Origin of the sequence: Streptomyces sp. SP18BB07 (assembly GCF_036322545.1) — a bacterium.
GTDB lineage: Bacteria > Actinomycetota > Actinomycetes > Streptomycetales > Streptomycetaceae > Streptomyces > Streptomyces deccanensis.
Genome location: NZ_JAQYWT010000221.1, coordinates 1 through 21,226, shown reverse-complemented (window position 1 = coordinate 21,226; position 21,226 = coordinate 1). Strand labels below are relative to the sequence as shown.

Below are 21,226 nucleotides of genomic sequence, written 5' to 3'. Positions count from 1 at the left end.
GAGGACGTGGAGACGAATGACGGGGACACGGGGGACCGGCGTGCGTTGCGCGCGCGGATCAGGGACGGGGACGCCAAGGCGTTCGGGGAGGTCTTCGACGCGTACGCGCGGTCGGTCTACAACCATGCCTACCGGCTGACGGGGGACTGGTCGACGGCGGAGGATGTCGTGTCGCTGACCTTCCTGGAGGCGTGGCGGCTACGGGGGCGGCTGGACGCGGAGGGCGGTTCGCCGCGTCCGTGGCTGCTCGGCATCGCCACCAACGTGGCCCGCAACACCCGTCGGGCCGGACGGCGCCATGCCGCCGCCGTGGCACGGCTGCCGAGACCCGAGTCCGTGCGGGACTTCGCCGACGAGGTGGCCGGGAACCTCGACGACCAGGCGTATCTGCGGGCCGTGCGCACGGCGCTGGACCGGCTGCGGCGGCCCGAACGGGAGGTGCTCGCGCTGTGCGCGTGGGGCGGCCTCGACTACGCGGCCGCCGCGGAGGCGCTCGGCATCCCCGTCGGCACCGTGCGCTCCCGCCTCTCCCGCGCCCGGGCCAAACTCGCCGCACAGCTGGCGGCCGGGGAACGGGGCGCGGGGGACCAGGGTGCCGGGGCGAAGGGCGCCGGAGCGGACGGCGCCCGGGAACCCGACGCCCGGGAACCCGACGCCCGCCGAGGACAGACAAGAGGCGGCCGCACTTCCGTGGCCGGGCCCATCCAGGAGGGGAACCCGTGAACGACAACCCGTCCCCCCGGGACGAGGACGAGCCGGCCGGTGCCGGCGTCCCCGCCGCCGTCGAGCGGGACCTCCCCCCGGGCCGTCATCGTGTCCTCAGGGAGCAGCTGATGCGTGAGATCGAGAACGGCGACGAGACCCCGGTCGTACGGCCGCGTACCGCGCTCTGGCGGCGGCCCGCCTTCGTGGGGCCCGCCGTGGCCGCCGCGCTGACCGTCGCGGTCGTGATGGGCGCCGCGGTGACCCAGCAGGCGGCCGGGCCGCTGACGACACATGCGGACAGTTCCGACGGCCGGCGCCGGGGCGAGGCCACGCGCAGCGACGAGAGCGCGGCCGATCTGCTGGCGCAGGTGGCGAAGGCGGCCGCGAAGCGGAGCCTGCCCGAGGTACGGGACGACCAGTTCGTCTACACCGAACGGGACGACTACCACTGGAAGATGGATTCCGAGAAGAACGACATGCCCTGCCCCATGACCCTGGAGGCGTACCCCTACGGCGTGCGCGAGTTCTGGTCGTCGGTGGACGGGCAGCACACCGGGCGGTACCGGGGGCGTGGGCCGGACGGCGAGGTGGAGGAGTGGTCCGTGCCCAAGCAGCCCGCCGAGAACGGCGTCAACTTCTTCCGGGAGGTCGAGGACGGACTGCCGACCGACGTCGACGAGATGTACCGCTACCTGTACGGGCTGAAGGGCGACGAGCGGGCGTCCGGCGCGAAGTCGGCCGACCGGAAGGCCTTCGACAAGGCGTCCACGCTGCTCGCCGAGCAGTTGCTGCCGCCGAAGGTGGAGGTCGCGCTGTACCGGGCCGTCGCGCGGATTCCGGGACTGACCGTGTACGAGGGGTCCGTCGACGCGGCGGGCCGTACGGGAATCTCCGTCGGCCTTGAGGGCAACTGGCCCGAGGATCGCGGCCACGGGCCCACCCGGCACGAACTGCTCTTCCACATGCGGACGTTGGCCTTCCTCGCCGCGGACACCGTCAAGCTCGACCCTCCGGCCGACTCCTGCGACACGCTCGAAGCGGGTGACCTCGTCTCGTCGGTGGCGGTCCTGGAACGCACGGTGGTCGACCGGGTCAGCGAACGGCCTTAGCGGCAACCGTGATCGGCGGCGTGGCGCCGGAAAACCGGTGGAGCCGCGCCGCCGTACGGGACCGGCTGCACGACAACGATCCTCGCCTGGCGGCCGAGCTGCTCCAGGATCCGGTCCTGCGGTGCCGGAATCGCGTCGCCCTCGACTGGACGGGCGCCTGGCGCCTCGACACCGGCGGGGCGGATCACCTGGACCGTGAGGTCATCGACGTCTCGGTCCGTTTCACGTCGCGGATCCCGCTCCGGCCGGTGCGGCTGATCGCCGAGGGGTGCGGTCTGGCGCGGGCCGAGGTGGAGAGGCTGATCGCGGAGGGGAGGCTCGTCTCGGCGGAACGGCTGAGCGGCAAGCTCGCCGACGACTTCACCTTCACCCTCAAGCGCTGACCCCGGCCCCCGCCGTCTAGAGGGCCGCTTCGGGGAGGAGGGACGCCAGGTCGCGGCGGAGGCGGTCGGCGGCCTCGGGGGCCGGTGGGGAGAAGGGATCCGTCGTCCGGCGGGCCGCGTGGAGGACGCGGCGTACGCGCAGCCGGAGGTCGGGGTCCGGGCCGGCCGCGTCGAGGGCGGTGGGGATACGGGTGTCGTCGGGAGTGTGGTGCGGGGCCGAGGTGATGAAGGTGAGGGACGTGAGCCAGTCCCTGGGGGCCGTGGAGTGGTATGTGTCGTGGAGGTGGGCGACCGCGAAGTCCGGGTTTCCGAGGGCGAGTTCGTGATGGGCGCGGTGCAGGGGGTGGGCGCTGCCGTAGTGGGCCGCCAGGGTGCGGTGTGCGTCCCACCATGCCGGGCGGTCCGGGCGGCGGCCAGGTCGGGCGGCGGTCCCGTGGCGTAGGCGCAGCAGGAGCAGGGCCCGGAGGAACGGGTCACCCACGAAGTGGTCGGGGGAGGGCGCGTGGCCCTCCGCCGCCAGGCGGCCCGACAGAGCCCGTACGCCCGACTCGCCGAAGCCGACCGGGAGTTGGGACTCGGCCAGGAGGACCGCCGAGTCGTGGTCGTGGGCGAGGGAGAGGACGGCCAGCTCGTCGAGGTGGTCCTCGTCCGGGAGGAGGCGATTCAGCACGGACTCGTAGGCGCGGCGTCCGGAGTCCTCCGCCAGCAGCAGATCGGCCGGCGTGGTGAGCCCCCGGGGGAGGTGCCGTCCGGCCGACGCGGCGAGGAGCGCCGTGCCGAGGGGATTACCGCAGGTCAACCGGTGGACGGCGTACGGCAGTGGGGGCGGGACCGTCAGCCCGGGGCAGGCCGCTTCCACGGCGTGCCGGGTGTCGTCGGGGGAGAGCGGCGGCAACGACACCAGCAGGGCGTGCGAGGAGGGCGTACCGCCGGGCGCCCAGTCGGCCCCACGGGTCGCCTCCGCGAGCGTGCGGCGCGTCGCGTTCCGCAGGGCGGGGTGGCCCTGCCCCCGCAGTCCGGCGTAGAACGCCACCTGGTCGGCCCGGCCGTCCGCGCGGGCCCGCAGCACGGACTCCATCAGCCGCCGCCCCGCCGCCTCCTGCACGTTGTCCAGCAGCACCACCGGCCGCCCGGCCCGCTGCGGACGCGGTACGACCCCCGAGACCCCCGCGTACGCGTCGTCGAGGTCCGCCAGCAGCGCCCGTACGAGGTGGTGTTCGGCGTGGGTGCGGGCGTCGCCGCCCGCGTGGAAGTGCCGGGAGAGGAGGACCAGGCCGAGCTTGGGGTTCCCGGCCGCGCAGGGGTGGTCGCGATACCAGACGGCACCTCTGCGCAGTCGCCGGTGCGAGGACGACATCCCCTCGCTGAACGCCTCCAACGCGGCCTCGATGATCGCCTCGACCACCGGCCCCTGGTCCGACAGCGACGACACCAGCCGCGCCACGGCCTTCCCCACCCACCGCCCCGCCAGCCAGCCGCCCGTGTCGCTCAGCAGCAGCACCCGCTCCGCCTCCGCGCAGATCCGCGACAGCCCACGGTCCCCCCAGCCACCGGCCGCGACGGCGAGCAGCCCGCACGCCAGCCGGGGGAACGTGATCCGGCCGGCCGCGCCCAGTGGCTCCGCCAGTTGCTCGGCGACCACGGTCACCGCCTCGTACGCCGGTGACCACGACGTGGGGGGCCGGCCCGGGGGAGGCCGGTCGAACCGGCTCTCCTCCCCGTCGACCCACGCGACGGGGCTGCGCCCCCGGAAGGCCGCGCCCAGCTCCCGCAGCACGGTGCTCTTGCCGAGGCCACGCGCCCCCGCCAGCACCACGAAGGGGAGTTCGGGGGAGTGTTCGTACGCCCTGGGTATGTCGAAGAGGGCGGGGGTCGGTGTCGTTGCCGTTGTCATAGCTGCTGTGGTTATCAACAGCTGTGGAGGGAGGGGCAGTTGTTTCGGAGTACGACGAGTCCTGCCCGTTCGCTTACGACTCCGACCGTACGGCGTCGATGAAGGAGAGCCAGGCGGGACGGTTGATGACCAGTACGGGCCCGTCAGGGTTCTTGCTGTCGCGGACGGGGACGACGGCGGGGATACCGGGGGCGATTTCGATGCAGTTGCCGCCGTCCTCGCCACTGTGGCTGCTCTTGATCCAGGTCGCGGAGCTCAGCTCGTACCTGTGCATGATGCTCGTACCCCTCCATCACGTCGCTGATCAGAGCGGCGGACTCGCGGGCTGACGGAATGTCCGCCCTGAGCACATCATAAATCCGGCTGCCACGTTCGTAGAGCGCCGGATCGTTGATGAAGTGGCCGTAGCCCTGCGACTCCGAGTAGATCCAGCGCTCGTCGGGCAGCTCGATCAAGGACATGGAAACGCGGGGTCGGATGAGCCCGAAGAGGCCCGAAGGGGCCACTTGGATGCGGATGTTGGGATGTCGGCCGACGCTGAGCAGATGCGCGCACTGCTCACGCATCACCTCCGGGGCCCCGACACCGTTGCGCAGACAGCTCTCGTCCAGGATCGCGATGTAGAGAGGGCCGTCGGGGGCCAGGAAGCGCGGCTGGCGGCTCATCCTGGCCCGGACGCGTTCGTCCAGCTCATCAGCGACCGACACTCGCGAGAACAGCGCACGTGCGTAGCCCGCCGTCTGCAACAGGCCCGGGACAAGTTGCTCTTGGTACTCCCGTAGGGTCGCGGCCCGCTCCTCCAGCTCGACCCGGCGCGCGAACCAATCGGGATGCTGGACCTCCGGATACCAGTCCACCTTGGCCCACATCCGGGCCAACACCCCACCCGTCCCCAACACCTCGTCGCACCGCTTCGCGAACTGGTCGCTCGGGACCCTCGTGCCCGCCTCGATCTTCGCCACCTGGGAGCGGTCGCACGGGATCTCTCTCGCCAGGGCCTCCTGCGTCAGCAGCGCCGCCTCGCGGTAGTGCCGCAGCACCTCGCCGAACAGCACCGAACTCCCGCCGCCGACGGCCCCGTCCGCGTTCCGCCTCGTCATGACGCCCCCTCGTGCCGAGTGTGGCAATGGCCCAGTGCCACACGTCCCGCGTTGATATCGACCGTTCCCGTCGGCGACGCTGGATACACCCAGAGTGACGAACAGGGCTGTGGAGTGCGCGTGGAACCAGAGGGACAGCTTGTCTACGATCCGCGGACGCGGCGCGTGGGGGAGTACCGGGACAGGGTCGGGCCGTACGCGATGCTGCGTCCCGTGGGTGGCGGCCGGGAGTGGGAGGCGGATCCGGCGACGTTGCGGCCGGCGACTCCCGCGGAGCGACTCGCCGCGCAGGTCGGGGCGGCCAACCGCCGTACGAAGAGGAGGGTGTGACGTTGCGTCAACTTGAGCCCCTGGGGTTGCCCCCCGTTCCGGTGACGGGGTGCACGGCGTGCGCCGAGTTGGCCGTACGGCGGGACGAGGCGCGGGCGCGGTACGACCGGAGCGCGGAGACGGCCGCGAACGTGCTGCTCCGTCACCATCAGCGACGGGAGCACGGCGGAGGCACCCGCACCCGCCGCGTCTTCCGCTACGTGCCGTACGTCATCGCGCAGGACGTGACGGCGGAGCCGGAGTACGAGGCGCGGTGTGTGTCGGGCGACGAGAAGGAGTGCGGCGCGGAGTCGGGCGTGCAGAGTGATCCGGCGGCCGTGGAGGAGTGGCAGCGCAGGCACACACAGGAGACGCGGCACCTGCGCTACCGGCGCAGTTTTGGGGACTACTCGGTGCTGGAGCCGTTGGAGGAGGCTCCCTCCTGAGGGTGGCCGTGTCAGTGTCGGGCTTGCCGTGGGCAGGCTGTTCGGTGTCGCCGTCGGAATCACGCTGGGAGCGGCGGCCTTCGACAGTCTGGCGATGGGGTTGGCGCTGGGCAGTGGCGTGGGCGGAGTCCTCGGTGTCACCTTCTGGAGGCGCGGGTCCAGCTAGGGCCTGTCCGGGCCCAGGGCGTCGCGGACGGCGGTCAGGATGGCCTCGGTGTCGGCGCCCAGAGCGCGGGCGGAGGACGTGAAGTCACGCGCCAGGGTGGCGAGTTGGGCGGCGTGCGGGCGGGTGGGGCCGGTCCGGGGCGCCGCCACCCGGGTGCCCGCGCCCCGGCGGGTGCGGATCAGCTCGGTGGCCTCCAGCTCGCGGTAGGCGCGGGCCACGGTACCCGGCGACAGACCGAGGTCCGTGGCCAACTGGCGTACGGTCGGCAGCCGTTCGCCCTCGGCCAGCCGGCCGGTGACGATCAGCGCGGCGAGCTGCGCGCGGATCTGCTCGTAGGGCGGGACCTGGCTGGTGGTGTCGACGCGGACGGCGGCCTCATTCATCGTCGGGGTGCCCCGTCCTCGGCAGCCTCGTCCTCGGCCGTCCCGTCCTCGACCGCGCGGGGCGCGACCACGGTGACCAGGGACCAGGCGACGGTGAACACGTTCAGCAGGGCCAGCGGGTAGAAGACCCAGAAGGTGATCGCGCCCAGCGTGCCGGCGCAGCCCGTCTCCGTCAGCGAGACGGAGATCATCAGGACGGCGTACAGCTGCTGGCTGGACACCAGCAGGCCCCAGGCCCCGGTGACCGCCCACGCGCGGTCGCGGCGCTGCTGTTCCTCGCCCGGGCCGTGCGCTATGCGGCGCAGGGCCCAGACGCAGGTGGGGGTCGCTATGGCGAGCGCGCCGAACATCGGGAGGCTGTAGAACAGGCCGGGCCACGGTCCGAGGGACGCGCGCATCCCGTTGCAGGTGACATCGACGACCTTGCCGGTGATGAACATCCGGTCGGGGTCGCCGGACGCCGTGGCGGCCGTGATCACCAGCAGGACGACCAGGGAGACGCCCTGGAGGGCGATCAGGGGGCCCATGCGCGGTGGCACATGGTCTCTGACCAGGCGCGGGGCGAGACTCGCCGTGCGCACCGCCTCCTGCGGGCGCAGGGTGAGGGCGTCGGCGAGGAGGACACCGGCCACCGCGCACAGGCCGAAGGCCGTGAGGCAGAACACCACGCGCTGCTCGAACTCGATGTGCCCGAACGTGGACAGCGCCTGCGCGACCACCAGGCCGATGGCCAGGCCGGACCAGCGGGCGTAGTGATCGGCGTGGTCGAGGAGCCGATCCTGGAGCGGGGCGGTGTCGAGCATGGGTGGATCCCCCCGGATCATCTTGTATCAAGCGGTGGGTACAAGATGCCGTGGCCCGGGATCTTGTGTCAAACACTCGATACAAGGTGACGCGGGGGAAGACGGGTTCCGGGGCGGAGGGGTTCCCTGGTGGATGGGTTCTGGGGCGGAAGGGTTCTGGGGCGGAAGGGTTCTGGGGCGGAAGGGTTCCGGGGCGGGAAGGGTTCCGTGGCGCGTGGTCAGTCGACGGTGATCGAGTCCAGCTGCGCCCGCAGGTAGACGTGCGAGTCCACCGGCGGGTACGCCACCCGTCCGACCGGCGCGGGCACCGACTCGACGACCGTGCCCGGGGTGCACTCGCCGAAGTAGACCAGCGACATCAGCTCCTCGGCGGGCTCGTCGGCCGGCGGCGGCAGCACGCGGTGGCGCCCCGACCGCCAGCGGTCGCCGGTCCAACGGGCCATCAGATCACCGATGTTGATGGTGAAGGCGTCCGGGTCGTACGGGGCGTCCTCCCAGCCGCCCTCGTCCGTGTAGACCTGGAGCCCGCCCTTCCCGGCCTGCCGGTCGAGGATGGTGACCGTGCCGAAGTCGGTGTGCGGGCCGATCCGGAACTGCCCCGGCACGGGGTCGCCGATGACGTCCGTCCCCGGATACCAGTTGATGTTGAAGCCGTAGGTGGGGTGGCTCATGTGGCGGGAGAAGAAGTCCGGCTCCAGCCCGAGGGCCTCCCCGAGGAGCGAGAGCAGCAGGTTCTCCAGCTCGGCCATGCGCGCCAGGTACTCCTCGCAGAGCGCCCGCAGCTCCGGCACCTCCGCCGGCCACACGTTCGGCGCGTACCACTCCGCGTTCACGACCGGGTCGTCGAACGGCTCGTGCGTCGCGAACGTCAGCGACTCCTTGAGGTCCGGCGGGGTCTCCGTCCCCTCGGCGTATCCGTTCGCCTCGGCGCCGGGCCCCAGCCAGCCGCGTCCGCCGACCTTCACCTCGTACGCCTGCTTGGCCTCCACCGGCAGGACGAAGAAGGTGCGCGCGGCCTCCCGGATGCGCGTGCGGAGGGCCGGATCGACGCCGTGGCCGGTGACGAGCAGGAAACCGGCGCTCTGGAGCGCCTCGTCGACGGTCCGGGCGATCCCGGCACGGTCCTCCGGGCCGCCGTCGAGCCAGGGGCGCAGATCGATGGTGGGGACACGGGGCGTGCTCCCCGGTGTCACAGAATGGTCCATGACCCCACTCTGCCCGCGACGCGCCGCGGTCACGTGCGCGGCACGGCGCGGGATCAGGGCGGCGGGAGGAGGGTGCCCAGGGGGCCGAGGTCGAGGTTGAGGTCGTCCAGGGTGAGGTCGTAGCGGTCGCAGAGTTCCGTCATGCGCTCGTGCAGGACCATCAGGGTCATGCCGAGGCGCTCCTCCTGCTCCTCGGTCAGCCCACCCCGGTCGACGCGGTGCAGGGCCTGGCGCTCCATCAGCTGGCGGAGCAGTTCGACGATGGTGAGGACGAGCCGGACGAGGTCCCGCTCGACCGTGTCCGGGTCGGTGCGCAACCGGCGCGCCACGGCTTCGCCCCGGGTCGGGGGCGGCGGTGCGACCTCTTCCGGCCGGGCGGGCAGCAGGGAGAACGCGCGGGTCGCGGCCGCGGACACCTCACGGAGACGGTCGATGTGGGGGCCGCCGTCAGGCAGGGGCGTCGGGGTCGCCATGGTCGCCGCCTCCTTCCACGCTTTCCACGGGCGGCCGCTCCGACAGCGGGAGCGCCCACTGTTCGTCCAGCTGTTCGCGGACGGCGACGATCACCGCGCGCAGCGACACCCGTACGAGATCGATGTCCGCGATGCTCAGGACCAGGTCCCCGGTGAGGACGACACCGCCGCTCAGGAGCCGGTCGAGCAGATCGATCAGCGCGACCTGGCGTCCGCTGATGGGGCGGTCGCTGTCGTCGTACGCGGCTGGGCCGCCGTGGTCGTCGTACGTGGCTGGGCCGTCGTGGTCGTCGTACGCGTCGCGGTCGCTGTACGCGCTCATGGTCGGCCGGGGCCTTCCTCAGCCGCGGGAGCCACGGTCGTCGCCCTCGTCCTCGGCGTCGACGTTCACCGGCTTGCGCCGTTTGCGGCGGGGCTCCGGCGGACGGGTGGCCTCCGCGGCCTCCTTGCGGCGGGGCTCCCTGCGCGGGCGCTCGGTCGACGCGCTCGGGGACAGCTCCCGTGGGGACTCCTCGACGCGTCGGCGCAGCTCCTTCACCTCGGCGCGCAGCCGTTCGTTCTCGTCGGCGAGGGAGCGGCGGCCGTCGGAGCGGGACGCGCGGGAGGAGAGGGCCGGGTCGTGCTCCCACCAGTCGATGCCGATCTCCTTGGCCTTGTCGACCGAGGCCACGAGCAGGCGCAGCTTGATGGTGAGCAGCTCGATGTCGAGAAGGTTGATCTTGATGTCGCCGACGATGACGATGCCCTTGTCGAGCACGCGTTCGAGGATATCGGCGAGGTTCGCGCTGGAGCCCTGACCGCCGCCGTACGGGTAGGCGCCGCGCGACGACGAGGGGACGGGGGAGGCGGAGCCGGACTGGGTCACGGGTCACCTGGCCTCTCGCTCGGGTTCTTCGTCCTCTTCGTCTTCGTCTACGAGTTCTCCTTCGGGTTCTTCGTCGGGTTCTTCGTCGTCCTCGATGATGGTGTGGCCCTTGCCACTGCCGCCCTCGGGTTTCTTCGCGTCCCCCTTGCCGCCGGCATCCTTCGCCTTCTCCATGACGTTCCCGGCCTTGTCGCCGACGACGTCCTTCGCCTTGCCCGTGGCGCCCTTCGCCTTGTCGACCAGCACGTCCTTGGCGTGGGACGCGGTCGACGTCAGCGTCCCCGTACTCATCCCGCCCAGCTTGCGCGCGCCCTCGCCCAGCCCGTGGCCCACGTCCTGGAGCATCAGGGACAGCCGGGCCTCGATGTACTCCTCCAGCTCTTCCTTCAGGCGGGTCGTGCCCGCGTTCACGCCGGAGTCGTCACCCGTCCTGTTGAGGGTGTCGGTGCCGCCGGCCGAACCTCCCTTCGCCGTTCCGCGTTCAGCCATCCTCCTGCCTCCTCGACCGGGTGCCGCTGCTGCTCTTGGCACGGCTCGCGGCGGCGGTCTTCTTCTTCGGACGCGCGGTGCCTCTCGACTGCGGCGCGCTCTTGCGGCGTGAACCTGCTCCCGATCCGGCCGCCTTGCCGGTCCGCTTGCCCTGGCCCTCGCGCTGGCCCTCGCGCTTGTCCTTGCTCTCACCCTTGGTCTCGGCCTCGGGTGTCTCGTCCTCGGTCTCGTCCTCGTCCTCGGTCTCGTCGGCGTCGCCCTCGCTCTCGTCCTCGGGCTCCTCGGCGGTCTCGTCCTCGTCCTCGTCCTCGGGCTCCTCGGCGGTCTCGTCCTCGGCGGTCTCGTCGTCGGCCGTCTCGTCGTCGGGCGCGCCGCCGTCGCCCTCGGCCCGCTCCCGCAGTCCCACGGTGCGTTCGTGCAGGGCGCCCGCGAGGTCGTCGGCCTTCGTGGTCAGCACGGAGGTCGCCGCGGCCTTGCCCGCGCCCGCCAGCTCGCCCCGCACCTGCCGGGTGAGGTCGCTGAGGAACGGGGCGTCGAGCGCCTTGCCCAGCTGCCCGGGCCGGACCTGCGAGCCGGCCAGCAGCGCACCGATGCCGAGGGCGAGCTTGGCCTTCTTCGTCCGCCCCAGCAGATAACCGCCGAGGACGGCCGCGCCCATGGTGGCGTTGTTCATGACTCCGTCTCCCTCTGCTGCTGCAGCCGGTAGGCGCTGATCTCCTCCAGCCGCCCCAGCAACTCCGCCTCGCGCCGCGCGAACGCCTCCTCGTCGATGCGCCCCTCGGTCCGCGCCCGCTCCAGATTCACCAGCTCCTCCTGGACGGGCCCCGGGTCGTAGTACTCGTCCTCGGCGGCCTGCCGCACCTTGTCGAGCACCCACCCGACGCCCCGTACCGGGGCGACCGGCAACGTCAGAATGGTTCCGACCAGTCCCACCACATCGCCTCCCAGGTCATGTGACGGTCATACGAAGCTCGGATGGTTACGCGAAGCTCATACGAAGCTGTACGGCGGCAGCGGGCCGCGCAGCCGCAGTTCCACCCCCTCTCCCAGGGCCTCGGCCAGCTCCCCGCCGGCCTCGGCGAATTCGTCCGCCCGTTCGCCGTCCACCAGGAACGAGACGTTCACGAAGTACTGCTGGGAGGGCGGGGCGAGCCGCTCGTCCAGGGCGTACGGCCGCAGCGCGGCGAGCGCCTCCTCGCCGAGCGCCTCCTGCCGGCTCTGCACCTCCTGGGCCACGAGTTCGCCGAGCGCGAGGCGGTCCTCGTACGTGCCGCCGCCCTCACGGATCGCGTCGTTCAGCTCGCGCGCCCGCGCGGACTCCGTCAGGACGGCGCGCAGGAGGGTGTCCTCGTCCAGTACGCCCTTGACGTTGAACTCCGCGCGCCCCGTGAGTTCGTCCAGACGCTGGGAGAACGCGTCGGCCTGCTCCTGGAGCAGCGCCTCCACGGCGGCCTCGTCCGGGGCGACGAAACCGAAGCTCAGCGGCAGGATGGTGCCGTCGGCCCACAGCTGCTGCTGGACATCCTGGTGCGCCTCCACGTCCCGGCGGCTGACCGACAGGTCCTCGGGGGCCTCGCTGACGACGGCGCTCAGTTCGCCGTTGCTGACGGCGTGCAGGGTGGTGGGGTCCTCGCCGACGCCCTTGACGTCGTCCAGGCCCAGCGGATGCGCCGCCTTGGTGATCGCGTAGACGTAGACCGACATCGGCTCGCTCACTCCTCACGGTCCCGGGAGACACGGCGGCTCGCAGCGCTCCGCCCGGAGCTCGCGCGCTGCTTCTCGCGCCTGGGCGCGTGCTCCACCTCCACCTCCTCGTCGTCGTCGCCCCGCCTCTTCTGGAGCGAGTCGGTGACGGCCTCGACCGCCCCGGTGAGCGCCCCCTTGCTCTTCCCGCGAGCGCCCGACTCGGTGGTGTCCCCGACGATGTCCGTCAGCTGGGAGGGGGCCTTGCGCCCCGATTCCAGGTCGAGCCGGTTGCACGCCTCGGCGAAGCGCAGATAGGTGTCGACGCTGGCCACGACGACCCGGGCGTCGATCTTCAGGATCTCTATGCCCACCAGGGAGACGCGGACGAACGCGTCAATGACAAGGCCCCGGTCGAGGACGAGTTCCAGCACGTCGTAGAGGTTCCCCGAGCCGCCGCCACCGCCACGGGGGGCGAGGGCGCCGCCCTCGCTCTGCGGCACCACAGTCACGATCTCTTCCCTCCGAGTACGGGAAGCCTCCGGCGAGGGCCGCGGGCCACGGGCCATGGCACCGACGGCGGCCGCCGGGTTCATCGGCGGCGGCCGTGGCTCAGCGGCTCAGCGGGGGGAGCCCCGGTCGGTCTGCGCGCGCGTGTACCGGCGTCCGCGCTCGTACGCCAGCAGCTTGCCCGCGGGGTCCAGAGACACCCGGTAGGCGGCCATCACGCTGGTCGTCTGCGGGATGCGCTCCAGCTCCATGACCTCGACCTGGGCCTCCCAGCCCTCGTCGGTCGGCTTCAGCGCGGAAACGGACTCGGGAGCGCGCCCGAGCAACTGGGAGAGCTGCTCGATCGCACTCCGCATGGCCTCGGGCGCGGACAACCTCTCCTCGGCGGGCTCCTGCCGCGACGAGGAACGGTGCTTCTCCGACTCCCGGCCGTTCGTCATCATCACCTTCTTACCCTTTTGTCCATCATCGACCTTGGGCAAGGCATGTGCCACCCCGGAGGCCTCGGGACGCGGGCCGCGCTACGGGACGGGCGGTGCCAGGTAGGCGTGCAGGTGGCCCGCGCCCTCCAGCATCGCCGCCGTGCGGGCGGTCAGGGCGGTGTGGCGGGTGGTGATCGCGGTGCGCAGGGCCTCGGTGCCGCCCTCCGCGCGGAGGTCTTCGAGGACGGGTCGGATGTCGTCGAGGAGGTAGTGGCTGCGGCGGAGGGCGAGGATGAAACGGGCGTCGCGCACCTCGTCGGGGGCGTAGTGGCGGTATCCGGTGCCGCGTTCACGCCGGGGCGAGAGCAGGCCGGCGGCCTCCCAGACGCGCAGCGTCGACGTCCGCACCCCGAGCAACGCCGCGACCTCGCCGATCAGCAGGTCGGCCGCGGGAACGTCGTCCTCCGGAGGCTCCCCGGCCAGCGCCCGGAGCGCCTCCCCGGTCGCGCGCAACGACACCCGCTCCGCGTGCAGCGCCGCGTGCGCCTCGTCCACCAGCGCCAGCGCCCCCGGTACGTCCCCCTCGTGCACGGTCCGCATGATCCGCGTCGCCACGACCGCCCCGTACCCCTTGGACAGCGCCCGGTACGTCAGCAGCGCCCGCCGGTGCGTGTCCCCGTAGAACCGGTACCCCGAGCCCGTACGCGGGACGGGCGGCAGTACCCCGGCCTCCTCGTAGTTGCGGATCTGCTGCGTGGAGACACCGGAGAGCCGGGCGAGGTCGACGGGGCGGAGGCGGACGGGGGCGCTGGAAGGCGGTCCGGTTTCAGGCATCGGGTGGAAGGCTAGGGCGGGTCGGGGTGGGGAGGGAGGTCGATTCCTGTGTGACCGGGGACACAGGGACGGCCGGGGGCGGGCGGACAGGGGAAGGCGTGGAGCATGGCGGGTTCGGAGACCGACTACCCCTTCCGGCGGACCGACTGGATCTCCGCCGACGGCAGCCGGAACGGACTCGCACGGACCACCTGGCTGGAGGGGCAGCCGCTGCCCCGGGACATGAACGGGGAGGTGATCGACGACCCCCTGGCGCGGTCGACGGACGACGTCGAGTACATGACGCTCGGCGCTGACCGGGACCACGGCTACTACGACGAGCTGCGGTCGCTTCCCACGGACCCCGACAAGCTCTACGAGAAGGTGTGGGCCGAGACCCGCGGCCAGGGCCCCACCGATGAGGAGGCCGCCATGGAATACATCACGACGATGCTCCGGGGGGCGCAGCTGCTGCCCGAACTGAACGGCGCGCTCTTCCGCGTGGCCGCCAAGATCTCCAGTGTCCGGGTCGTCGAGAAGGCGGAGGACGCTGTGGGCCGTCAGGGCGTCGGCCTGGCCTTCGGCGAGGTCGACCACCCTGACGTGTGGGTCTTCGACAAGGACACCTTCAAGTACCTGGGCACGGACGACGAGGCCCTGCTGGAGGTCGGCGTAGTCGACAAGAAGGGCCAGGAACTGAAGGACTGACACGGGATGCCGGCCGCCAACCGCCCGATGCCCGACGCTGACTGACGCCCGCCGGCCGCCGGGCCGGCAGCCGCCCGGTGCCCGAGGTTGGCTGGGGCCCGACGGCCGACCGGTGTCCGGTGGCTAACCGGCGTCCGGTGGCTAACCGGAGCCCGCCGGCCGACTGGGGCCCGGTGGCTGGCCGGTGCCCGACGGCCGACCCGTGCCCGGTGGCTGACCCGTGCCCGCCAGGCGACCGGGGGCCCGATGGCCCACCGGTGTCCGACGGCCGACCGGTGTCGGTGTTACGCCTCCTCGCCGTCCTTCTTGTCCCGCTTCTCGTTCTGGGCGGCGCCCGTCTCGCCGTTCTCCTGTTCCTGCCGCTTCAGTTCCTCCTCGCGGCGGCGCAGGTCGGCCTCCCAGCTCTTCAGCAGCGACTCGTCCTTCTTGTTGTCCTCGGCGAGCGACTTCAGGAACTCGGGGTTGTCGTCGGGCGCGACGTACTCCGTGCGGTGGTTGCGGTGCCACTCCGAGGGCGTGCGCCCCCCGGCGGGCACGGTGCGGAGCTTGCCCGCGGCGAGCCAGGCGATCGGGCCCACGATCCAGAAGAGCAGGATGATGAAGACCCACGCGATCTTCGGCAGGTGCTTCGCCTCGTCCTCGGGGGTGTTGAGGCAGTCGATGAACGCGTAGATGGTCAGCGCCAACGGCACGAGGTACATCAACAGCCTGAGCATGGAACAGCCCCCTGGAAGCGGTGGCGGGGCCGTGCACCGGGCCCCGTGACGGGGTCAGGGTAGCCCCTCGGGGATACTGGACCCCATGGCTTACGACGATCTTCGCTCCCTGCTCCGCGCACTGGAGCGCGAGGGCGATCTCAAGCGCATCAAGGCCGAAGTCGACCCCTACCTGGAGGTCGGGGAGATCGTCGACCGGGTCAACAAGGCCGGCGGCCCCGCCCTGCTCTTCGAGAACGTGAAGGGCTCCGCGATGCCCCTCGCGATGAACGTCTTCGGCACCGACCGCCGCCTGCTGAAGGCGCTCGGTCTGAAGTCGTACGGCGAGATCAGCGAGAAGATCGGCGGCCTGCTCAAGCCCGAACTGCCCCAGGGCTTCGTGGGCGTGCGCGAGGCGTTCGGCAAGCTCGGCGCGATGGCGCACGTCCCGCCGAAGAAGGTGAAGTCGGACAGCGCGCCCGTGCAGGAGGTGGTCCTCCAGGGCGACGAGGTGGATCTGGACCGGCTGCCCGCGCTGTTCACCTGGCCCAAGGACGGCGGCTCCTTCTTCAACCTGGGGCTCACCCACACCAAGCACCCCGAGACCGGCGTACGCAACCTCGGTCTGTACCGCCTCCAGCGCCACGACAAGCGCACCATCGGGATGCACTGGCAGATCCACAAGGACAGCCGCAACCACTACCAGGTGGCCGCCAAGCGCGGCGAACGCCTGCCGGTCGCCATCGCCTTCGGCTGCCCGCCCGCCGTGACGTACGCCTCCACCGCGCCGCTCCCCGGTGACATCGACGAGTACCTGTTCGCCGGGTTCGTCGCGGGCAAGCGGATCGAGATGGTCGACTGCAAGACGGTCCCGTTGCAGGTGCCGGCGAACGCCGAGGTCGTGATCGAGGGCTGGCTGGAGCCCGGCGAGATGCTCCCCGAGGGCCCCTTCGGCGACCACACCGGTTTCTACACCCCGCAGGAACCGTTCCCCGCGCTGAAGATCGACTGTGTGACGATGCGGAAGCGCCCGCTGCTCCAGTCGATCGTGGTGGGTCGGCCGCCGACGGAGGACGGACCGTTGGGCCGCGCGACGGAACGCTTCTTCCTGCCGTTGTTGAAGATCATCGTCCCGGACATCGTGGACTACCACCTCCCCGAGGCGGGCGGCTTCCACAACTGCGCGATCATCTCGATCGAGAAGAAGTACCCCAAGCACGCGCAGAAGGTCATGCACGCGATCTGGGGCGCCCACATGATGTCCCTGACCAAGCTGATCGTGGTCGTGGACTCCGACTGCGACGTCCATGACCTCCACGAGGTCGCCTGGCGCGCCCTCGGCAACACGGACTACTCCCGCGACCTCTCCATCGTCGAGGGCCCGGTGGACCATCTGGACCACGCCTCCTACCAGCAGTTCTGGGGCGGCAAGGCGGGCATCGACGCCACGAAGAAGTGGATCGAGGAGGGCTACACGCGGGACGGGGGCTGGCCCGACATGGTCGAGTCGGACCCGGCCACGGCGGCGCTGGTCGACCGCCGCTGGAAGGAGTACGGCCTGTGACCAGCGCGTCGGCGGCTCTCCCGCAACAGCCGGGCCGTACCAAGGCCTTCCTCCGCCTCGTGATGATCGAACACTCGATCTTCGCGCTGCCCTTCGCGTACATCGCCGCGCTCACCGCCATGTTCCAGCTGGACGGCAACATCCACTGGGTCCGGCTGCTCCTGGTCACCGTCTGCATGGTGGGCCTGCGCACCTTCGCCATGGCGGTCAACCGGATCATCGACCGCGAGATCGACGCGCGGAACCCGCGGACGGCGCACCGCGAGCTGGTGACCGGCGCGATGTCGGTCAAGCACGCGTGGACCGGCGCCCTGATCGCGGTCGTGATCTTCCTCGGCTCGGCGGCCCTGTTGAACCCGCTCTGCCTCGCGCTGGCCCCCGTCGCCGTGATCCCGATGGTGGTCTACCCCTACGGCAAACGGTTCACGAACTACCCCCAGGCGATCCTGGGCCTCGCCCAGGCCATGGGCCCGGTCGGCGGCTGGCTCGCCATCACGGGGGAGTGGTCGTGGGAGGCGGTCGTCCTCGGCCTCGCCGTGGGCGTCTGGATCGGTGGCTTCGACCTCATCTACGCCTGCCAGGACGTCGACTCCGACCGCGAGTCCGGGGTCCTGTCGGTCCCGGCCCGCTTCGGCATCCCGGCGGCGATCTGGGCGGCCCGGGTCTGCCACGCGCTGACGACGGCCCTGTTCGTCTGGTACGCGGTCCTTACCGACGCGGGCGCGTTCCTGTGGCTGGGCCTCGCGATCGTCGCGGGCGCGTTCGTCTACGAGCACACCATCGTCCGCCCGCACGACCTGTCCCGCCTGAACCGCGCGTTCTTCTCCGTCAACGGGTTCATCGGTATCGCCCTGTTCGTGTGCGCGCTGCTGGATCTGGTGGTGCGGGGGTTGACGTTCTAGGAGCGCCTCAGGGGGTGGGGGTGCGGGTTCACTGGCGACTGCGGGTCCGGTGGGGGTTGCTCGCGCAGTTCCCCGCGCCCCTGAAAAACAGGGGCGCGCCCCGTGCTTTTCATGCCCGCAGGGCCTGTGTCTTTTGGGGCGCGGGGAACTGCGCGAGCAACCCCCACCGGACCCGCGCCCGCCCAAGAACCCGCACCCCCGAGTCGTCAGGCGACCGAGGAACCAGGGCCCGGGCCCGTGGTCCGGCGCCGGAACACGAACGCCGCCACCACGCCCGTCACCAGGCCGATCAGATGGCCCTGCCAGCTGATCCCCGTCTCGGTGGGGGCGATGCCGCCGAGGATCGCGCCGCCCCAGACGGCCGCGACCAGGACGCCCACCGCGACCCCCAGCAGCCGACGCTCGACGAAGCCGGTGACGACGAGGAAACCGAAGAGCCCGAAGACGACACCGGACGCACCGGCGGTGTTGGTGTGGTCGGGCGATATCAGCCAGACCCCCAGCCCGTCCGCGACGATGATCAGCGCGCACACGGCGGCGAACCGGCGCAGCCCGCCCAGCGCCGCGAGGAACCCCAGCACCAGCAACGGCACGCTGTTCGCCGCGACATGGCCGAAGCCGAAGTGGATGAACGACGCGGGCACGACATCGACCAGCTCGGGCACCGAACGCGGCACGATCCCGAAGTCGTCCAGGGCATGGCCGGTCGCCACGTCGACGACCTCCAGGACCCACAGCAGGGCCACCCAGCCCACCATCAGCTTGGCCGCCGCCTTCGCGCGGTCCCCGCGCGACCACTCCCGCTCGGGGCTCAGCGCTCCCCGCACTCCACCTGCCATGTCGAACCCCCGTCCCGACCTCACGCGTCCTTCGTGGAAACGGCCGGGCCCCCTTGACCGGTTCCCGCCGCGCGCCGCCGGATAGGCTCGGTGTCGTGAACCCAGTCAAGCCAGGGAAGACGCCGCGTACGCCTTGGATCGTAGGGGTGTCCGGCGCATCCGGCACCCCATACGCTGCGGCTGTGCTGCGCGCGCTCCTCGCCGCCGGCGAGAGCGTCGACCTCGTGGTGTCCCGGGCCTCGCGGCTGACCCTGCTCGACGAGACGGGAATCCCCTTCCGGGACGCGCACTGGCGCGACGACCTGCGGGAATGGCTGTCCCGTGGCGCGGACGGCAAGCCCGGGACCTTCCCGGTGGACGTCGAGGGCGAACGCGTACGGCACTGGAGCGCGGGCGACCTGGCCGCCGGACCCTCCTCGGGTTCGTACCCCGTCAAGGGGATGCTGATCGTCCCCGCGTCGACGGCGTGCGTCGCGGGCGTGGCCCTCGGGCTCTCCAAGGACCTGCTGCAACGGGCGGCGAGCGTGACCCTCAAGGAGGGCAGGCGGCTCGTGGTCGCCGTACGCGAGACCCCGTTGAACGGGCAGACCCTGCGGCACCTGGTGACCCTGGACGAGGCGGGCGCGACCGTACTGCCCGCGTCCCCGGCGTTCTACGCGGGGGCCACGCACATCCAGGACCTGGTGGACTTCGTCGCCGGACGGGCGCTGGACGCGGCGGGCGTCCCGCACACCCTGTACCGGCGCTGGGAGGGCGAGGTGGGCGGGGCGCGCGCTTCCGGTGCGACCGACTGAGCCGTACGCGCTCACCCGGCCCGCACCACACCCACCCCCGGCCCGTTCTCGTGGTCCCGTCGCAGTCCCGTATCTCGCACCACTGACGAACTACCGAGCAGTACCCACAACTCAACTCTTCAGCGGAAGGCAACCGATCGCATGGACGCGGTGGACAGGCAGCTCATCCAGGCCCTGAGGGAGAACGGCCGGGCCTCCTACGCGGAGCTGGGGCGCCTCGTCGGACTGTCGGGACCCAGTGTCACCGACCGCATCAACCGGCTGGAGGCGGCCGGTGTCATCACCGGCTATCGCGCCACCGTGAACGCGGCCTCCCTCGGTCTCGGCGTGACCGCGCTCATCGGCATCTCGCTCTCCGACGCCGCCGACCACGAGGACGTGGCGGACCGGCTGCGGGAGCTGGCCGAGATCGAGGACTGCTGGTTCATCGCGGGCGACGACTCGTACATGCTCAAGGTGCGCGCCCCCGACGTCGACGGCCTGGAGAAGACCATCCGCCGGCTCTCCGGCACCAAGGGCGTCTCCCGCACTCGTACGACGATCATCCTCTCCACGAAGTGGGAGAACCGGGTGGGTGAGCTGCCGGAAGAGGAGTAGGGCGGTAGGCGTACGGTGGGTGAGGTCGTAGAGGCGGTTGATCGGTGGAGGGTGTGGGCATGGACGTCGGGCTCAAGCGCGAGCTGGAGGAGAAGGTCCGCTCCGGTGAGCGGCTGACCCGCGAGGACGGCATCGCGCTGTACGAGTCGGACGACCTGGCCTGGCTGGGCGGTCTGGCGCACGAGGTCCGGACGCGGAAGAACGGCGACGTCGTCCACTTCAACGTCAACCGCCACCTCAACATGACCAACGTGTGCACGGCCTCCTGCGCGTACTGCTCCTTCCAGCGCAAGCCGGGGGAGAAGGACGCGTACACGATGCGCATCGAGGAGGCCGTGAAGCTCGCCAAGGCGATGGAGGGCGAGAACCTCACCGAGCTGCACATCGTCAACGGCCTGCACCCGAACCTCCCGTGGCGCTACTACCCGCGCTCCCTGAAGGAGCTGAAGGCCGCCCTCCCGAACGTCTCGCTGAAGGCCTTCACGGCCACGGAGATCCACCACTTCGAGACGATCAGCGGTCTGACGGCGTCGGAGATCCTGGACGAGCTGATCGACGCGGGCCTGGAGTCGCTGACGGGCGGCGGCGCGGAGATCTTCGACTGGGAGGTCCGGCAGCACATCGTGGACCACCGCACCCACTGGGAGGACTGGTCGCGGATCCACCGCCTGGCGCACGAGAAGGGCCTCAAGACCCCGAGCACCATGCTCTACGGCCACATCGAGGAGCCGCGCCACCGGGTCGACCACGTTCTGCGCCTGCGTGAACTCCAGGACGAGACCGGCGGTTTCCAGGTCTTCATCCCCCTGCGCTACCAGCACGACTTCGTGGACATGAAGGACGGCAAGGTCCGCAACCGCCTCCAGGCCCGCACCCAGATGGCGACGGGCGCGGAGGCCCTCAAGACCTTCGCAGTGTCGCGGTTGTTGTTCGACAACGTCCCCCACGTCAAGGTCTTCTGGGTCATGCACGGCGTCCAGACCGCGCAACTGGCGCTCCAGCACGGCGCCGACGACATGGACGGCTCGGTCGTCGAATACAAGATCACCCACGACGCGGACAACTACGGCACGCCGAACAAGCTGACCCGCGAGGACCTGCTGGACCTCATCCGCGACGCCGGCTTCCGCCCCGTCGAACGCAACACGAGGTACGAGATCATCCGAGAGTACGAGGGCCCGGACGCGTCGCGCCGCGAGTCCCCACAGCCGATGCGGGTCTGAAGCGGGCCGGTTGTTCGGGTGCGGGTGGGTGGGGGCTTCTCGCGCAGTTCCCCGCGCCCCTAAAAGCTCCAGGCCCTGCGGGCCTGGAAAAAGCCGGGGCGCAGCCCCGCTTTTTCCAGGGGCGCGGGGAACTGCGCGACCAGCCC

28 protein-coding genes and 1 pseudogene are annotated in these 21,226 nt (G+C 71.4%); 11 read left to right on the top strand and 18 right to left on the bottom strand.

Features of this window, described 5'->3' with window-relative positions:
- Nucleotides 1-6 precede the first annotated feature (6 nt).
- The 3 genes and pseudogenes from PUR53_RS05015 to PUR53_RS05005 all read left to right on the top strand — a co-directional run.
- Nucleotides 7-723: an RNA polymerase sigma factor gene (locus PUR53_RS05015; protein ID WP_329895198.1), complete on the top strand. Its 717-nt coding sequence runs from the start codon at nucleotides 7-9 to the stop codon at nucleotides 721-723.
- Nucleotides 720-1,814 (top strand): CU044_5270 family protein, encoded by a 1,095-nt coding sequence (locus PUR53_RS05010; RefSeq protein ID WP_329907491.1) that lies wholly within the window; start codon nucleotides 720-722, stop codon nucleotides 1,812-1,814. The genes PUR53_RS05015 and PUR53_RS05010 overlap by 4 nt, the downstream gene beginning before the upstream one ends.
- 44 nt (nucleotides 1,815-1,858) lie before the next feature.
- Nucleotides 1,859-2,197: pseudogene (locus PUR53_RS05005) on the top strand (DUF1062 domain-containing protein); the annotation flags it as partial.
- Nucleotides 2,198-2,213: 16 nt separating this feature from the next.
- On the opposite strand, the gene PUR53_RS05000 reads toward PUR53_RS05005, so the two are convergent.
- The 3 genes from PUR53_RS05000 to PUR53_RS04990 all read right to left on the bottom strand — a co-directional run bounded on the left by PUR53_RS05000 (nucleotide 2,214) and on the right by PUR53_RS04990 (nucleotide 5,191).
- Nucleotides 2,214-4,091, bottom strand: coding sequence for a hypothetical protein (locus PUR53_RS05000; protein ID WP_329895200.1), 1,878 nt, complete (start codon nucleotides 4,089-4,091; stop codon nucleotides 2,214-2,216).
- Between the two features lie 73 nt (nucleotides 4,092-4,164).
- Nucleotides 4,165-4,287, bottom strand: a complete 123-nt coding sequence (locus PUR53_RS04995; RefSeq protein ID WP_329907530.1) for a DUF397 domain-containing protein — start codon at nucleotides 4,285-4,287, stop codon at nucleotides 4,165-4,167.
- Complete coding sequence (locus tag PUR53_RS04990; protein WP_329907490.1) at nucleotides 4,235-5,191, bottom strand: helix-turn-helix domain-containing protein; 957 nt, start codon at nucleotides 5,189-5,191, stop codon at nucleotides 4,235-4,237. The genes PUR53_RS04995 and PUR53_RS04990 overlap by 53 nt, the downstream gene beginning before the upstream one ends.
- A 120-nt stretch (nucleotides 5,192-5,311) precedes the next feature.
- On the opposite strand from PUR53_RS04990, the gene PUR53_RS04985 reads away from it, so the two are divergent.
- Both PUR53_RS04985 and PUR53_RS04980 read left to right on the top strand, forming a co-directional pair.
- Nucleotides 5,312-5,521, top strand: a complete 210-nt coding sequence (locus PUR53_RS04985; protein ID WP_329895202.1) for a hypothetical protein — start codon at nucleotides 5,312-5,314, stop codon at nucleotides 5,519-5,521.
- Nucleotides 5,518-5,946 carry a DUF7848 domain-containing protein gene (locus PUR53_RS04980; RefSeq protein WP_329907489.1) on the top strand — a complete coding sequence of 143 codons (429 nt, stop codon included), beginning with the start codon at nucleotides 5,518-5,520 and terminating at the stop codon, nucleotides 5,944-5,946. Before PUR53_RS04985 ends, PUR53_RS04980 begins: the two co-directional genes overlap by 4 nt.
- A 162-nt stretch (nucleotides 5,947-6,108) precedes the next feature.
- On the opposite strand, the gene PUR53_RS04975 is transcribed toward PUR53_RS04980, so the two are convergent.
- From PUR53_RS04975 to PUR53_RS04915, 13 genes are all read right to left on the bottom strand, one after another.
- Nucleotides 6,109-6,495 carry a GntR family transcriptional regulator gene (locus PUR53_RS04975; protein ID WP_329895204.1) on the bottom strand — a complete coding sequence of 129 codons (387 nt, stop codon included), beginning with the start codon at nucleotides 6,493-6,495 and terminating at the stop codon, nucleotides 6,109-6,111.
- Nucleotides 6,492-7,298 (bottom strand): hypothetical protein, encoded by an 807-nt coding sequence (locus PUR53_RS04970; RefSeq protein WP_329907487.1) that lies wholly within the window; start codon nucleotides 7,296-7,298, stop codon nucleotides 6,492-6,494. The genes PUR53_RS04975 and PUR53_RS04970 overlap by 4 nt, the downstream gene beginning before the upstream one ends.
- Nucleotides 7,299-7,516: 218 nt before the next feature.
- Nucleotides 7,517-8,503 (bottom strand): isopenicillin N synthase family dioxygenase, encoded by a 987-nt coding sequence (locus PUR53_RS04965; protein WP_329907485.1) that lies wholly within the window; start codon nucleotides 8,501-8,503, stop codon nucleotides 7,517-7,519.
- 53 nt (nucleotides 8,504-8,556) lie between these two features.
- Complete coding sequence (locus tag PUR53_RS04960) at nucleotides 8,557-8,976, bottom strand: gas vesicle protein K (RefSeq protein ID WP_329895207.1); 420 nt, start codon at nucleotides 8,974-8,976, stop codon at nucleotides 8,557-8,559.
- Nucleotides 8,951-9,298, bottom strand: a complete 348-nt coding sequence (locus PUR53_RS04955) for a gas vesicle protein (protein WP_443080260.1) — start codon at nucleotides 9,296-9,298, stop codon at nucleotides 8,951-8,953. Before PUR53_RS04955 ends, PUR53_RS04960 begins: the two co-directional genes overlap by 26 nt.
- 18 nt (nucleotides 9,299-9,316) lie before the next feature.
- Nucleotides 9,317-9,841, bottom strand: a complete 525-nt coding sequence (gene gvpJ, locus PUR53_RS04950; protein ID WP_329895208.1) for a gas vesicle protein GvpJ — start codon at nucleotides 9,839-9,841, stop codon at nucleotides 9,317-9,319.
- Nucleotides 9,842-9,844: 3 nt separating this feature from the next.
- Nucleotides 9,845-10,330, bottom strand: coding sequence for a hypothetical protein (locus tag PUR53_RS04945; RefSeq protein WP_329907483.1), 486 nt, complete (start codon nucleotides 10,328-10,330; stop codon nucleotides 9,845-9,847).
- The gene (locus PUR53_RS04940; RefSeq protein ID WP_329907481.1) at nucleotides 10,323-11,003 is read right to left on the bottom strand and encodes an ABC transporter substrate-binding protein; all 681 of its coding nucleotides are present in this window, start codon (nucleotides 11,001-11,003) and stop codon (nucleotides 10,323-10,325) included. Before PUR53_RS04940 ends, PUR53_RS04945 begins: the two co-directional genes overlap by 8 nt.
- Entirely contained in the window at nucleotides 11,000-11,263 is a 264-nt protein-coding gene (locus PUR53_RS04935; RefSeq protein WP_329895211.1) for a gas vesicle protein GvpG, read from the bottom strand. The genes PUR53_RS04940 and PUR53_RS04935 overlap by 4 nt, the downstream gene beginning before the upstream one ends.
- Before the next feature lie 57 nt (nucleotides 11,264-11,320).
- A complete protein-coding gene (locus tag PUR53_RS04930; protein ID WP_329895212.1) occupies nucleotides 11,321-12,034 on the bottom strand; it encodes a GvpL/GvpF family gas vesicle protein in 714 nt (237 codons plus the stop codon).
- 8 nt (nucleotides 12,035-12,042) lie between these two features.
- A complete protein-coding gene (locus PUR53_RS04925) occupies nucleotides 12,043-12,519 on the bottom strand; it encodes a gas vesicle structural protein GvpA (RefSeq protein WP_329907526.1) in 477 nt (158 codons plus the stop codon).
- 114 nt (nucleotides 12,520-12,633) lie between these two features.
- Nucleotides 12,634-12,963, bottom strand: a complete 330-nt coding sequence (locus tag PUR53_RS04920) for a gas vesicle protein GvpO (RefSeq protein WP_329895228.1) — start codon at nucleotides 12,961-12,963, stop codon at nucleotides 12,634-12,636.
- A gap of 81 nt (nucleotides 12,964-13,044) precedes the next feature.
- Entirely contained in the window at nucleotides 13,045-13,779 is a 735-nt protein-coding gene (locus PUR53_RS04915) for a MerR family transcriptional regulator (RefSeq protein ID WP_329895214.1), read from the bottom strand.
- Nucleotides 13,780-13,884: 105 nt separating this feature from the next.
- Here PUR53_RS04915 and PUR53_RS04910 point away from each other — a divergent pair, with 105 nt between their 5' ends.
- Nucleotides 13,885-14,466: a CU044_5270 family protein gene (locus PUR53_RS04910; protein ID WP_329907480.1), complete on the top strand. Its 582-nt coding sequence runs from the start codon at nucleotides 13,885-13,887 to the stop codon at nucleotides 14,464-14,466.
- Nucleotides 14,467-14,750: 284 nt separating this feature from the next.
- Here the strand turns inward: PUR53_RS04910 and PUR53_RS04905 are convergent, their stop codons facing one another.
- A complete protein-coding gene (locus PUR53_RS04905; RefSeq protein ID WP_329907478.1) occupies nucleotides 14,751-15,182 on the bottom strand; it encodes a PLD nuclease N-terminal domain-containing protein in 432 nt (143 codons plus the stop codon).
- A gap of 85 nt (nucleotides 15,183-15,267) precedes the next feature.
- Between PUR53_RS04905 and PUR53_RS04900 the strand changes: the two genes are divergently transcribed.
- Together PUR53_RS04900 and mqnP are read left to right on the top strand one after the other, a co-directional pair.
- Nucleotides 15,268-16,725 (top strand): menaquinone biosynthesis decarboxylase, encoded by a 1,458-nt coding sequence (locus tag PUR53_RS04900; RefSeq protein ID WP_329895217.1) that lies wholly within the window; start codon nucleotides 15,268-15,270, stop codon nucleotides 16,723-16,725.
- Nucleotides 16,722-17,627, top strand: coding sequence for a menaquinone biosynthesis prenyltransferase MqnP (mqnP, locus tag PUR53_RS04895; protein ID WP_329907476.1), 906 nt, complete (start codon nucleotides 16,722-16,724; stop codon nucleotides 17,625-17,627). The genes PUR53_RS04900 and mqnP overlap by 4 nt, the downstream gene beginning before the upstream one ends.
- Nucleotides 17,628-17,833: 206 nt before the next feature.
- Here the strand turns inward: mqnP and PUR53_RS04890 are convergent, their stop codons facing one another.
- The gene (locus PUR53_RS04890) at nucleotides 17,834-18,466 is read right to left on the bottom strand and encodes a rhomboid family intramembrane serine protease (protein ID WP_329907475.1); all 633 of its coding nucleotides are present in this window, start codon (nucleotides 18,464-18,466) and stop codon (nucleotides 17,834-17,836) included.
- A gap of 95 nt (nucleotides 18,467-18,561) precedes the next feature.
- On the opposite strand from PUR53_RS04890, the gene PUR53_RS04885 reads away from it, so the two are divergent.
- The 3 genes from PUR53_RS04885 to mqnE all read left to right on the top strand — a co-directional run bounded on the left by PUR53_RS04885 (nucleotide 18,562) and on the right by mqnE (nucleotide 21,080).
- Complete coding sequence (locus PUR53_RS04885) at nucleotides 18,562-19,260, top strand: UbiX family flavin prenyltransferase (protein WP_329895220.1); 699 nt, start codon at nucleotides 18,562-18,564, stop codon at nucleotides 19,258-19,260.
- 141 nt (nucleotides 19,261-19,401) lie between these two features.
- On the top strand, nucleotides 19,402-19,857 hold the full coding sequence (locus PUR53_RS04880; RefSeq protein WP_184904854.1) for an Lrp/AsnC family transcriptional regulator: 456 nt from the start codon (nucleotides 19,402-19,404) through the stop codon (nucleotides 19,855-19,857).
- A gap of 59 nt (nucleotides 19,858-19,916) precedes the next feature.
- On the top strand, nucleotides 19,917-21,080 hold the full coding sequence (gene mqnE / locus PUR53_RS04875; RefSeq protein WP_329895221.1) for an aminofutalosine synthase MqnE: 1,164 nt from the start codon (nucleotides 19,917-19,919) through the stop codon (nucleotides 21,078-21,080).
- Nucleotides 21,081-21,226: the final 146 nt, after the last annotated feature.

What these genes read in the sequence shown, in the direction of transcription:
- PUR53_RS05000 (WP_329895200.1), bottom strand. Translation starts at nt 4,091, where the DNA reads ATGACAACGGCAACGACACCGACCCCCGCCCTCTTCGACATACCCAGG.
- PUR53_RS04990 (WP_329907490.1), bottom strand. Translation starts at nt 5,191, where the DNA reads ATGACGAGGCGGAACGCGGACGGGGCCGTCGGCGGCGGGAGTTCGGTG.
- PUR53_RS04975 (WP_329895204.1), bottom strand. Translation starts at nt 6,495, where the DNA reads ATGAATGAGGCCGCCGTCCGCGTCGACACCACCAGCCAGGTCCCGCCC.
- PUR53_RS04970 (WP_329907487.1), bottom strand. Translation starts at nt 7,298, where the DNA reads ATGCTCGACACCGCCCCGCTCCAGGATCGGCTCCTCGACCACGCCGAT.
- PUR53_RS04965 (WP_329907485.1), bottom strand. Translation starts at nt 8,503, where the DNA reads ATGGACCATTCTGTGACACCGGGGAGCACGCCCCGTGTCCCCACCATC.
- PUR53_RS04960 (WP_329895207.1), bottom strand. Translation starts at nt 8,976, where the DNA reads ATGGCGACCCCGACGCCCCTGCCTGACGGCGGCCCCCACATCGACCGT.
- PUR53_RS04955 (WP_443080260.1), bottom strand. Translation starts at nt 9,298, where the DNA reads ATGAGCGCGTACAGCGACCGCGACGCGTACGACGACCACGACGGCCCA.
- PUR53_RS04945 (WP_329907483.1), bottom strand. Translation starts at nt 10,330, where the DNA reads ATGGCTGAACGCGGAACGGCGAAGGGAGGTTCGGCCGGCGGCACCGAC.
- PUR53_RS04940 (WP_329907481.1), bottom strand. Translation starts at nt 11,003, where the DNA reads ATGAACAACGCCACCATGGGCGCGGCCGTCCTCGGCGGTTATCTGCTG.
- PUR53_RS04930 (WP_329895212.1), bottom strand. Translation starts at nt 12,034, where the DNA reads ATGTCGGTCTACGTCTACGCGATCACCAAGGCGGCGCATCCGCTGGGC.
- PUR53_RS04920 (WP_329895228.1), bottom strand. Translation starts at nt 12,963, where the DNA reads ATGACGAACGGCCGGGAGTCGGAGAAGCACCGTTCCTCGTCGCGGCAG.
- PUR53_RS04915 (WP_329895214.1), bottom strand. Translation starts at nt 13,779, where the DNA reads ATGCCTGAAACCGGACCGCCTTCCAGCGCCCCCGTCCGCCTCCGCCCC.
- PUR53_RS04910 (WP_329907480.1), top strand. Translation starts at nt 13,885, where the DNA reads ATGGCGGGTTCGGAGACCGACTACCCCTTCCGGCGGACCGACTGGATC.
- PUR53_RS04905 (WP_329907478.1), bottom strand. Translation starts at nt 15,182, where the DNA reads ATGCTCAGGCTGTTGATGTACCTCGTGCCGTTGGCGCTGACCATCTAC.
- PUR53_RS04900 (WP_329895217.1), top strand. Translation starts at nt 15,268, where the DNA reads ATGGCTTACGACGATCTTCGCTCCCTGCTCCGCGCACTGGAGCGCGAG.
- PUR53_RS04890 (WP_329907475.1), bottom strand. Translation starts at nt 18,466, where the DNA reads ATGGCAGGTGGAGTGCGGGGAGCGCTGAGCCCCGAGCGGGAGTGGTCG.
- PUR53_RS04880 (WP_184904854.1), top strand. Translation starts at nt 19,402, where the DNA reads ATGGACGCGGTGGACAGGCAGCTCATCCAGGCCCTGAGGGAGAACGGC.
- mqnE (WP_329895221.1), top strand. Translation starts at nt 19,917, where the DNA reads ATGGACGTCGGGCTCAAGCGCGAGCTGGAGGAGAAGGTCCGCTCCGGT.